Consider the following 10,962-nt stretch of genomic DNA (forward strand, 5'->3'; position numbering starts at 1 on the left):
CAAATCGCCTAGCGTTCAACATGACTCGTTGATCGCAACGCGTGAACCACGCCAGATCCGAAGTCCACCAATCAGCGGGACGCTATCGCGTCGCGTGCTACTAGCCCAATAGGCATCGGCGTTGGCGCTAGCGAAAGTTTGCCTGATTAAACACGCTCGCCGCCTGCCAGTGGATTGACATCTGTTTCTATAGCGCCGGCGAGAGCCCTCCGGGCCGCTCCACCCATCCCAGTTCAGAGTGGTGTTTGCAGGTCAATAACGCAAAATGACGCGTAGTGAACGTGTTTCAGTTCTTACTTGACGGTAATTTCCAATCGAACCATGTAGCAACTACAATAACGTTGCTACTCATGCAGTTCGACGGGTCTACCTGCCGCTTTGTTCTGTCGAGTGATTGCCGGCTGCTGGCGACGCGTCAGGTTTTGAGGATCGAACCACCTGGGGTGGAGATTTTCAGCTCACCCACAGTTAGGCTTCGGGCGCTGGGTCCCCATCTCCGAAGGAGCTCCCTTGTACGCCATTCCTTGCCCCGGCGCGACTGCAAGTACCGGCGCGCGCGTGCCCCTGGGATATGCAGCCTGTCCGCCCGCCTGGGTGCGTCGACTGCCCGCGCGCACCAGCCTGCGCGAGCGATCCGGAGGGCGTGGAGTGGTGTCCCGATCTAATCGCCTATACAGACTGTGCTTGACAAACTCTCAGATTACAGTTTAACTTCCCGCACAGACATTCACATAAAGGGTGGATAGTCTACTTAAGAAGAGAAGGAGACCCCGTCTCATGCCCGTATTGCTGCAATCATGCGCGACCGCCGGTATCGCACTGGTAACCGCCGGGGCGATCGCCGCACCCGTAGCTCCCCTCGTCGCCCGCTCAGAATCTCCGGAAATCCAGCTCACCGCTGGCACGGCAGTGGAAGAGCTCGCCGGCACAGCTGCCGCCTTCCAGGTGGCCACGTTCCTGGGTGACCCCCTGGACTACAGCTTGGTTCAGCCTGCGGCGTCGTACACGCTCGACCTGACCCACGGATTCTTGTGGGCCAGCCTCAACGGGATCCCGCCGTTCGGGGACGGTACCCCGACGATCGACGACCCCACAATGCTGGCCATGCTCAATTTCGCGGCTTCGCCAGTCAGTGGAGTGCTGCTCGGTGTGCTCGGGCCGGCGCTGAGCCCTCTGGTCGAGGTTTACAACAATCTCGACGCCGTCGTCACTGACCTGGGCAACAACGATTACGAACAGGCGCTAGCGGGCTTGATGGCCGTGCCCGGGAACGCCTTCGACGCCTTCCTGAACGGCACCACCCTTAACCTCGACTGGGCGATACCCATGCTGGAAGACACCGGCATGTTCCCGTCCGGCAGCCTGGTCTCGTTCGACCTCGCGCTAGGCGGACTTCTCACCGAGGGCGTCACCATCGGCGACTCCGCCGACTTCACCGAGAACCTGGGTACCGGTGGATCGATCTTCAATGCCCTCGGCTTCGGCTTCCCTGGCGACGGTTCTGCCGACGTCCTGGGACAAGCGGCCGGTCTGTCCGGTGCATTGACCAACTTGATGGATCTTGTCACCGCGGCGCTTGACGTCGACACGGTCTAAGAGGATTCGGCAGCCGGGTTGCCTCAGTGGCACGGCTGCCAGCCCAACCGGGTGTGCCTAACTGAATCTGGCGCCGATGAGTTCGCATGGTCGTCGCAACCTCGTGACAAGAGGTTGCGACGACCATGTGCTTTATCAAGGCCTGCGCCCAGGCTCCGACAATTCCCGCACGGCGTCGCCCCGCTCAACAGACCCGCGGGATCTCCGCGGCAATCCGGTCCATCAGCGCGGTGTAGCGCTTGACCTCCGGGTCCTGGCCTGGCTTGCCGCTGGAGATCAGCCCGGCCGACAGTCCCCGCTCCGGGTCGGCCCAGATGGCGCAGTTGACCAGGCCCAGATGCCCGAACGCGGCCGGCGCACCGCGGCCGAACGGCCCGAACCGCTTGGACCCCAACATGAAACCGGTTCCCCACCGCAGCGGCGCCAGCCCGGTGGCGACGTCGGGCCGCAATCGCCGACATTGGGCGGTGGCGCCGCGCAGCGTCTCCGGCGACAGCACCCGCACCCCGTCGAGTTCACCTCCCCGGCGCCAGATCTCGGCAAACCGGGACAGCTCGAACGCGGTGGAGATGGTGTTCGACGACGGCACCACCGTGGTCAGGAAGAACGGGCTGTTGGTCACCGGGATGATCTCGTACACCGACCCGCCGATCGCCTTGCGGAACACCGCCACCGCGGCGCCGGTCGGCTGCTTGCCTGTCGCATGACTGGGTGCCACCAAGGGAATGTCTTGCGGGGCAACGCCATAATTGGTCCAACGGAATCCCAGCGGGTCCAGGATCTCGGTGGCCAGCACGTCGCGGATATCCTTGCCGGTGGCCGCGCGCACGATCTCGCGGGTCAGCGGCCCCCAGGTCAGGGCGTGGTACATGTGCATCAACCCGGGCGGGTAGACCAGCCGCAGGTTGGCCAGCTGCGCCTGCGCGTACTCCGGGTCGTCGGCGCGATTGAGGTCGGGCTTGGGGCCGGTGGCAAACGGAACCCCGGCGCTGTGCGTCATCACGTGCCGAATGGTGGTGCGCTGCTTGCCGTGTCGGCCGTAGTCCGGCAGATAGTCGCTGACCCGATCATCCAGGGCGAAGGCGCCGCGCTCGGCCAGCATGTGCATCACGGTGCTGGTGATGGCCTTGGCAGTCGAGTACACACAGAACGGCGTGTCCACACTCACCGGGACCAGCTCCACATCAGCGGGATCCGAAGGACCGTTACCCCAGCCGTGCCCGATCGCCCGGTTGAGCACCACGCGGCCGTTGTGGCGCAGGCACAACTGGATCGCGGGGTGCAGGCCGGCGGAATACCAGTGCCGGGCGGCCTGCCAGATCCGGTCCACGGCGGCCGGGTCGATACCGGAGTGGTCCTCGTCGCCGATAGCGGTGACGGCGTCGAGGTCGGCGGGGATACGGATCGTGCCGTCAGGTGTCATGCCCGCCAGATTACGTGTGCCGCCGAGCTTGGCCCCGCCCGAAATAGAGTTCCTGGGTCGCCACGCAGACCAACTGCCCCGCCCGGTTGTACAGCGTCGCGTTCGTCAGTCCGCGCCCGGCGATGCCGCTGGGCGTGAACTGGTCCGAGAGCACCCAGTCCGAGAGATCGACGGGCCGCTGGAACCACAGCGCGTGGTCGATCAGCGCGTTGAACGTGCTGGCCTGGTTGGCTCGCCGCATGGCCAGCGCCGCCTCGACCATCTTGGTGCCGGTCAGGTAGGTCAGCAGCGAACTGTGCATCGCGGGATCAGCGGGCACAGCGCCGGACGGCTTCCACCACATGCGCAGCCGCGGCGACGGTTCGTCACCCTCCATGGCGATCCGCGGGGGCGCGTCCACGTAGCGCAGCTCGAAGGGGTGCGGCTGCACCCAATAACCGCCCAGTTCGCCCGCGTAGGCAGCGTGCTGCTCCTGCGACGTCGGCAGCGAATCCGGGTCGGGAACTTCCGGTATCGGCTGCTGGTATTCGGGTGCGTCGACGGCGGTGGTGAACGACGACAGCACTTCGAGCAGGATCTGGCCGTCCTGGCGTGCGGTGACCTGGCGCGTCGACAGCGTCCCGCCGTCGCGTGCCACCTCCACGTGCAGGTCGACCGGGCGGCGGGCGTCCCCGGCCCGCAGGTAGTAGACGTGCAGGCTGTGCGGCGCCCGGCCCGGCGCGGTGCGGCTGGCGGCGATCAGCGCCTGGCCGGCGATGTGTCCGCCGACGATATGGTGGGCCGGGTTGTCCATCTGGGTGGCCACGAAGTGCTCGTCGTCGATGCGGTCGACCTCAAGGGTGGCGATGATGTCGGCCAGGTCCGGCTGGCGGTGCGGCATGTCGTGGCTCACGCGTGCGCACCCATCTCCATCAGATACACCCCGGCCCCGATCAGTACCACGCCGCCGGCCATCGCCGGCGTGAAGGGATCGTGGAACAGGAAGCGGGCCAGCACCGCGGTCAGCGCCACCCCGATGCCCGACCAGACTCCGTACGCCACTCCCACCGGGATGCCACGTTTGAGCACCATGGCCAGCAGCACGAAGGACACCACGTAGCCGACGGCCACTGGGATCACCCACTGCCATCGGCTGAAGCCGTCGGAGGCGCGCATCGACAGCGTTCCGCCGACCTCGAAACCGATCGCCCCCAACAGCAGCAGCCAGGCCATCACTCGCCGGTGAATTCGGGCTTGCGTTTGCCCATGATGGCGCCGATCCCCTCCATCAGGTCTTTGGACGCCAAGAACGCCGAGTTCCACGCCGCGACATAGCGCAGGCTGGCCGCCACCCGGTCGGTGCGCTGCTCGTCCAACACGTCCTTGACCCCGGCCACGGTCAGCGGCGGGTTGGCGGCGATCTCGACCGCGGTGGCGTGTGCGGCGGCCAGGCAGGCCTCGGCGTCGGCATAGACGTCGTTGACCAGGCCGATCTTCTCGGCCCGCGCGGCGTCGATGTCCTTGCCGGTCAGCGCGAGTTCACGCAGGTGACCGTCGGACAGGATCAGTGGAAGCCGGGCCAGGCTGCCCACATCGGCGACGATGGCCAGTTTGACCTCGCGCACGCTGAACTTGGCGTCCGCGGCGGCGTAGCGGATGTCGACCGCCGAGATCAGATCGACCCCGCCGCCGATGCACCAGCCCTGGACCGCGGCGATGGTCGGGGTGCGGCAGTCGGCCACCGCGGTGATCGCACCCTGCATGCGCTGCAGCTCGCGGTGGAAGTCCGCCCGCGGCCGGGCCAGCGCCCCGTCAGCCAGCATCGGTGTCATGGTGCCGCCCATCGCGGCCAGATCCAGCCCGTAGCTGAAGTTCTTGCCGGAGCCGGTCAGCACGATCGCCCGCACGCCGCGGTCGGCGTCCAGCGTGGCGAAGACCTCCGGGAGTTCCGCCCAGAACGCCGGGCCCATCGCATTGCCCTTGCCGGGTCCGATGAGCGTGACCTGGGCGACGTGGTCTGTGATCTCGACAATGACGGATTCATAGGTCTCGGCCATACTCCAGACCGTAGCGTGGGCTGATGACCTCCGATCTACGACCCGGTCCCGACGCACCCCCGGCCGACGAGCTGGCCGGCGCTGAAGCCGCCCTCGCGGTGCTGGCGCAGGTGCTGCACCACATCAGCAGTGACGAACTGTCCAATCCGACGCCGTGCTCGGAGTTCGACGTCGCAGCGCTGACCGAGCATCTGCTGTACTCCATCCGCGTCCTGGGCGGCGCGGCCGGCGCGGTGTTCGCGGACAGCGACACCGCCGAGTCGCCGGAACGGCGGGTCATCGCCGCGGCCCGGCCCGCTTTGGACGCCTGGCACCGACGTGGCCTGCAGGGCACCGTCGCGATCGGCCCCAACGAGCTGCCGGCGACGATGGCGGTGGGCATTCTGGCGCTCGAATTCCTGGTGCACGCGTGGGACTACGCGACGGCGACGGGCCGCACGGTGCAGGTGGCCGAACCAGTGGCCGAATACGTGCTGAGCCGGGCGCACGCGATCATCACCCCGGCGGGCCGGGTGCGAGCGGGATTCGATGACCCGGTCGACGTCCCCGATTCGGCATCGGCCCTGCAGAAGCTGATCGCCTTTACCGGACGGTCATAGCCTGGCAACCTGCTGGCCAGCCCAGCGTCGGTCCCACGGCCTAACCTGGACGGCACATGGACATTCCCGGATGGTTATGGGCACTGACGATCGTCGGCCTGGTGGGGCTGCTGGCGTTCGACTTCTTCATGCATGTCCGCAAGGCGCACATTCCCACGCTGCGGGAAGCCGCGTGCTGGTCCGCTGGCTACGTCGGCGTCGCCGTGCTGTTCGGGGTCGGCATGTTCGTCCTGGGCGGCAAGGACGCCGGCTCGGAGTACTTCGCCGGGTATCTCACCGAAAAGGCGCTCTCGGTCGATAACCTCTTCGTCTTCCTGGTCATCATGGCCAGCTTCCGAGTGCCTCGCGCCGACCAGCAGAAGGTGCTGCTGTTCGGAATCGTCATGGCGCTGATCGCCCGGACCGGCTTCATCTTCCTCGGCGCCGCGTTCATCCACACCTTCGCGTGGGCCTTCTACTTCCTGGGGCTGATCCTGCTGCTGACGGCGGGCAGCATGCTGCGCTCGGCGAGCGGTGACGAGGCCCTCAAAGCCGACAACGTGGCCATCCGGCTGGCGCGGAAGGTCATTCACACCACCGAGCACTACGACGGCGACAAGCTGTTCACGACGGTCGCGGGACGCCGGGCGATGACCCCGATGCTGTTGGTGATGATCGCCATCGCCGGCACCGACGTGATCTTCGCGCTCGACTCACTGCCGGCGATCTTCGGCCTGACCCGCGACACCTACATCGTGTTCACCGCGACCGCGTTCTCCCTACTGGGACTGCGACAGCTGTATTTCCTGATCGAGGGCCTGCTGGATCGTCTCGTCTATCTGTCCTACGGGCTGTCGGTGATCCTGGGATTCATCGGCGTGAAGCTGATCCTGCACGGCCTGCACGAGAACAACGTGCCGTTCATCAACTCCGCAGAACCGGTTGACGTCGCCGAGATCGGCACCGGCGTGTCACTGGTGGTGATCGTGGCCGTGCTCGCGGTTACCATCGCCGTCTCGCTGCTGAGCCGCCGTGGCAGGACGCAGACCGCGATGGCCAACGCCCGGCGGTACGCCACGGCCTACCTGGACGGCGGAGCCGACCACAGCGCCGCCGATCGGGAGCGGCTCTTTGGGAGGCTGCTCGACGAGTGCGGTCAGATCGTGGAACTCGCTCCCGGCGACGGGCAGGTGGTTCGCGAGGATCCGGGGCTGGTCGATCTACTCGACCGTGCCACCGCCGAGCATCAGACCAACGAGAACGATCAGATCCGCTCGAGGTAGAAGTAGAAGTACCGGCCGTTATCCAACACGCCGCCCTTGCCGTTCATGATGCCCAGCACGGTGTTGTCGTCGACCCGCTTGAAGTGGTCATGGGTGGGCTGACCGTCGTAGACCATGGTCGCCACCACCTCGCCGCGGAACTCCTCGGCCCACAGGCTCGCCTCGCCCTTACCGAGTTGGGTGTTGGAGAACTTGTTGCCGTCTTCGTCCAGACAGACCAGGGGCTGCACGTCGGTGATCGAATTGAACGTCTTGCCGAACCAGCGGGCCTTGTCCAGCAGCCCGTTCATCTTGTGGCCGGTGACGAACTCCCCGCCTCGCCACTCGCCGATCATCTGCTCGACGGTGGCCGGTGGCAGCGTCGCCCAGAACGCGTCGATCTCGGCGTCGGGGATCTGGTCGGTGCGCTCCTTGAGCGCATTGAACGTCTCGCGGGCCAGTTCCTCACTCATGCTGCAGATCCTCTCAGGCGGCCTTGTTCACGGCCCGCTTGAGGCCGAACAGCAGTCCCTTCGCCAGCACCGCGGCCACCCCGGGCAGGCGGTTGTCGGCGCTGACGGTGTAGCTGATCTCGGTGCCGGATCCGGTCGACCGCAGGGCCACGTTGCCGACGTAGTTGCGGAAAGGAATACCCGAGACGCCCCGGTAGCTCAGCCGCTGATCGGGTTCGAACGCGATGATCTCCTCCACCAGCGGCGCCATACCGGGCACCGCCTGGATGCGACGCTGGGCGCCGACGCCGTGGGGCTCGGGTGTGCCCGGCCGGATCACGGTGATCTTGAGTCCGGGGGCCCAGCTGGACATGCCCTCGTAGTCGGAGAGCACCGCCCACACCTGAGCCGCAGATGCGGCGACGGTGGCAGTCGCGGTCGCGTGCATGTCAGTTCCTCCTCAGCGGTACGTCTGTGCGAACCGTAACAGCGCGTCGTTCTCCTCCGGCGCGCCGATGGTCACCCGGACTCCGTCTTGTCCGTAGGGGCGGACGACGATGCGCGCCGCCGCAGCGGCGGCCACGAAGTCGGCGGTGCGCTCGGCCAGGGGCAACCACACGAAGTTGGACTGCGAATCCGGCAACTCGAACCCGGCTTGACGCAGTGCGGCCGACACCCGGGCCCGCTCGGCAACCACCGCATCGGTGCGGGCCATCAGCTCCTCGGCGGCGTCCAGGGAGGCGATTCCTGCGACCTGCGCCACGCTGGACACCGTGAACGGCACGTAGACCTTGCCCAGTGCGGTGATGATCTCCGGATCGCCGACCGCGTAGCCCAGGCGCAGACCGGCCAGCCCGTAGGCTTTTGAAAACGTGCGCAGCACAACCACATTCGGGTAGCGCCGGACCAGTCCCAGGCTGTCGGGCAGCAGGCAGTCGCGGATGTACTCCACGTAGGCCTCGTCGATGGCGATCAGGATGTGCGGTGGCACCGCGGCGACGAACCGCTCCAGCGCGTCGGGGTCGACGACGGTGGACGTCGGGTTGTTCGGGTTGCAGACGAAGATCAGCCGGGTGCGCTCGGTGACCGCGGCCAGCATCGCGTCCAGGTCGTAGGTGTGCTCGCGCAGCGGCACCTGCACCGGAACGGCGCCGGCGGTGCGGACCTGCAGCGGATAGATCTCGAAGCTGCGCCAGCCGAACACCACCTCGTCGCCGGCTCCGGCGCTGATCTGGATGAGTTGCTGGCACAGGCTCACCGATCCGCAGCCGGCCGCCACGTGCTCCCGGCCGAACCCGACGTGCTCGGCCAGTCGGGTGCGCAGGGCGGCGTAGCCGTTGTCCGGATAGCGGTTGGTGGTGGCCAGGGCGGCTTCGACGGCTTTGGCCACGCTCGGCAACGGGGGGAACACCGTCTCGTTGCTGGCGAGTTTGATCGATCCTGGGACCGACTTGCCCTCGACATAGGCCGGCAGCGCGGCGATCTCCGGGCGCAGTCTGGCGGTCACGGACCACAGCATATGTGTGTCGTTGGCGGCCTACGCCCCCGCGTTTCAGAACTGGGGGAGTGATCCGGTACCCTCAACGAGTTCGGGAGGCGTGCCAGAGCGGCCGAATGGGACTCACTGCTAATGAGTTGTCCCCTTTACGGGGGACCGGAGGTTCAAATCCTCTCGCCTCCGCAACGGCCGGGCTTGCTCGACCGACAACTGAAGACAGGCGCCCGTAGCTCAACGGATAGAGCATCTGACTACGGATCAGAAGGTTGGGGGTTCGAATCCCTTCGGGCGCACATTGTGACAGAGTGCCCCGGCTGCGGCCGGGGCTTTTCTGTGTGGTGGGCCGGGTCTTGCCGGTTGTGGCCGCTCCGGCCGCGGCATCTCTCGAATTGGGCCGAACTCGACAGCGCAGGCGTCGCCACCCGCCTTCGGCTAGGACCGGCCGCTGCGTCTATCGCTGCGCGGCGCCGAGGTGTCCGGCGCGAACCAGGCCCTCTTGGCCCGCCAGGACCGCGCCAGGCCATAGGCGAAGGTGCCCACAGACAGGCAGACGCCGATCCAGATGACAGTGCCGGCATAGCCGCCGAACCAGATCGAGATGACCGCCGCGACACAGGCCACTGCCGCGAAAGTCATTGCCGCCAGGTACAGCATGAGCGTTGTCCTGGCTCGTGGGTCCTTCCGCAGCGACAACATCAGCCGCGCGACATAGGCGCTTAGGAACAGCACCAGGGCGGCGTTCGCCACCTCGATGACGGTCACCCAGTGATCACCGCCCAGAGCGGCGAACAAATCTGGCTGGAAACCTCGGTCGGTGTTGAAGAAGGCCATCAGTACCACCACGACACCCGAGCCCACCGGCACCAGCAGATGCTTGCGCATGATCGGCCACACGTGCGCGGGATCGGTGAGCCGCACCAGCATGTGATAGATGTTGCCGACTATGCCGGCGATCAGGCACAGCCATCCGAGTACCTGCTGGACGTTCCACAGTCCGGTGACGCTGTGCAGCGGCGGGCCCAGTTCGGTGCCCGCCCACGGCGTCAACAAGATCAGCGCGAGCCCCTCCATCGCGATGGCAAAGGTGGCGCCGACCTCCCAGCGCGACCACCAGGTGTCGCGCCGAACCCACAGGCAGTAGGTGACCATCGCTGCGGTGGCCACGATGAACGCAGGTGTCATTGTGCGCCGATCACCTTCTCGTCGCCGTTGGCGGTGAACCAGGAGCTCTTGGCCTGCCAGGATCGCGCGGACCCGTAGGCGAAAGTGCCCACCGCCAAACAGATACAGAGCCAGATCCCGCTGCTGGCGTTGTCCCCGTCGACCCACGTCGACGCGAGAACGATCAGGCATGCGGCGGTGGCGAACGCCATCGAGACGAGGTAGAGGTCGATGGTGGATTTGGCGCGCGGATCGTGCCGCAGCGCCAGCATCAGCCGGGTGACATAGCCACTGAGGTAGATCACCAGGGCGCAGCCGACCAATTGGTACACCGTCATCCAGGTGTCGGTGCGGGGTGCGGCGAACACATCGGGTTGGTAGTCCTGGTCGGAACGCAGGTAGGCCGGCACCATCACGGCAATGCCCAGCCAGATCGGGATCATCAGCTGGCGGCGCATGATGAACCGCACTTGAACGGGATCGGCGAGGCGCACCAGCATGTGATAGATGTTCGCCGTCACCGCCAGGATCAGGCACAGGTGCCCGATCATCTGCTGAACGTTCCACACCCCGAGCCCGTTGTGCAGCACCGGGCCGAGCTTGACCCCGGCCCACGGCGACATCAGTAGCAGCGCACAGGCTTCCAGTGCTAACGCGAAGGTGGCGGCGTTCTCCCAGCGCGTCCACCAGGTGTCGCGGCGAACCCAGAGGCTATAGGCGACGACTACCAAGGTGCTGACAATGGTTCCGGACGTCATCGGATGCTCTCACGACAGGGCTTGAGGGGGATTGGGTTCGGCCGCCGACCGTTTGCTGCTGGTGAACCATGCGGCTTTGGCCTGCCAGGATCGGGCCGAACCATAGGCGAAGATGACGACGGAAATGCACGCGCACAGCCAAATCAGCGGGCTGACATCGGCGTTGGACCTGTCTCTTATACACATCTGACGCTGCCG

The 10,962-nt window shown here is 66.2% G+C and carries 12 protein-coding genes, 2 tRNA genes and 1 pseudogene; 5 read left to right on the forward strand and 10 right to left on the reverse strand.

What is annotated here, in order from left to right:
- The first annotated feature begins 777 nt into the window (after positions 1-777).
- A complete protein-coding gene (gene gjpA, locus LI94_RS17750) occupies positions 778-1,596 on the forward strand; it encodes an outer membrane porin GjpA (RefSeq protein WP_152664867.1) in 819 nt (272 codons plus the stop codon).
- A 184-nt stretch (positions 1,597-1,780) separates the two neighbouring features.
- On the opposite strand, the gene lipE is transcribed toward gjpA, so the two are convergent.
- Genes lipE through LI94_RS17770 form a run of 4 tightly spaced genes read right to left on the reverse strand, consistent with a single transcriptional unit; the run spans position 1,781 to position 5,055 of the window.
- Positions 1,781-3,019: a lipase LipE gene (gene lipE / locus LI94_RS17755; RefSeq protein ID WP_046302019.1), complete on the reverse strand. Its 1,239-nt coding sequence runs from the start codon at positions 3,017-3,019 to the stop codon at positions 1,781-1,783.
- A 10-nt stretch (positions 3,020-3,029) separates the two neighbouring features.
- Complete coding sequence (locus LI94_RS17760) at positions 3,030-3,899, reverse strand: acyl-CoA thioesterase domain-containing protein (protein WP_046302027.1); 870 nt, start codon at positions 3,897-3,899, stop codon at positions 3,030-3,032.
- Positions 3,900-3,907: 8 nt separating this feature from the next.
- Positions 3,908-4,231 (reverse strand): multidrug efflux SMR transporter, encoded by a 324-nt coding sequence (locus LI94_RS17765; RefSeq protein WP_046302028.1) that lies wholly within the window; start codon positions 4,229-4,231, stop codon positions 3,908-3,910.
- The gene (locus tag LI94_RS17770; RefSeq protein ID WP_046302020.1) at positions 4,231-5,055 is read right to left on the reverse strand and encodes a crotonase/enoyl-CoA hydratase family protein; all 825 of its coding nucleotides are present in this window, start codon (positions 5,053-5,055) and stop codon (positions 4,231-4,233) included. The genes LI94_RS17765 and LI94_RS17770 overlap by 1 nt, the downstream gene beginning before the upstream one ends.
- A 23-nt stretch (positions 5,056-5,078) precedes the next feature.
- Here LI94_RS17770 and LI94_RS17775 point away from each other — a divergent pair, with 23 nt between their 5' ends.
- Together LI94_RS17775 and LI94_RS17780 are read left to right on the forward strand one after the other, a co-directional pair.
- A complete protein-coding gene (locus LI94_RS17775) occupies positions 5,079-5,654 on the forward strand; it encodes a TIGR03086 family metal-binding protein (RefSeq protein ID WP_046302021.1) in 576 nt (191 codons plus the stop codon).
- A 56-nt stretch (positions 5,655-5,710) separates the two neighbouring features.
- Entirely contained in the window at positions 5,711-6,916 is a 1,206-nt protein-coding gene (locus tag LI94_RS17780) for a TerC family protein (protein WP_046302022.1), read from the forward strand.
- Here LI94_RS17780 and LI94_RS17785 read toward each other — a convergent pair.
- From LI94_RS17785 to hisC, 3 genes are read right to left on the reverse strand one after another with little or no spacing between them, the layout of a single operon-like run.
- Positions 6,898-7,368 (reverse strand): DUF4334 domain-containing protein, encoded by a 471-nt coding sequence (locus tag LI94_RS17785; protein ID WP_046302023.1) that lies wholly within the window; start codon positions 7,366-7,368, stop codon positions 6,898-6,900. The two genes, LI94_RS17780 and LI94_RS17785, sit on opposite strands and share 19 nt — an antisense overlap.
- A 13-nt stretch (positions 7,369-7,381) precedes the next feature.
- Positions 7,382-7,795 carry an SRPBCC family protein gene (locus LI94_RS17790; protein ID WP_046302024.1) on the reverse strand — a complete coding sequence of 138 codons (414 nt, stop codon included), beginning with the start codon at positions 7,793-7,795 and terminating at the stop codon, positions 7,382-7,384.
- Positions 7,796-7,807: 12 nt separating this feature from the next.
- The gene (hisC, locus tag LI94_RS17795; RefSeq protein ID WP_046302029.1) at positions 7,808-8,854 is read right to left on the reverse strand and encodes a histidinol-phosphate transaminase; all 1,047 of its coding nucleotides are present in this window, start codon (positions 8,852-8,854) and stop codon (positions 7,808-7,810) included.
- An 85-nt stretch (positions 8,855-8,939) separates the two neighbouring features.
- On the opposite strand from hisC, the gene LI94_RS17800 reads away from it, so the two are divergent.
- Positions 8,940-9,028: transfer RNA gene (locus LI94_RS17800), tRNA-Ser, on the forward strand.
- A 37-nt stretch (positions 9,029-9,065) separates the two neighbouring features.
- Positions 9,066-9,138, forward strand: a tRNA-Arg gene (locus tag LI94_RS17805).
- Positions 9,139-9,277: 139 nt separating this feature from the next.
- Here the strand turns inward: LI94_RS17805 and LI94_RS17810 are convergent.
- The 3 genes and pseudogenes from LI94_RS17810 to LI94_RS23270 all read right to left on the reverse strand — a co-directional run.
- Positions 9,278-10,027: a hypothetical protein gene (locus LI94_RS17810; protein ID WP_046302025.1), complete on the reverse strand. Its 750-nt coding sequence runs from the start codon at positions 10,025-10,027 to the stop codon at positions 9,278-9,280.
- A complete protein-coding gene (locus LI94_RS17815) occupies positions 10,024-10,764 on the reverse strand; it encodes a hypothetical protein (RefSeq protein ID WP_046302026.1) in 741 nt (246 codons plus the stop codon). The genes LI94_RS17810 and LI94_RS17815 overlap by 4 nt, the downstream gene beginning before the upstream one ends.
- Positions 10,765-10,773: 9 nt before the next feature.
- Positions 10,774-10,962: pseudogene (locus LI94_RS23270) on the reverse strand (hypothetical protein); the annotation flags it as partial.

The sequence above is a fragment of the Mycobacterium sp. UM_Kg27 genome (genome assembly GCF_000972905.1).
GTDB lineage: Bacteria > Actinomycetota > Actinomycetes > Mycobacteriales > Mycobacteriaceae > Mycobacterium.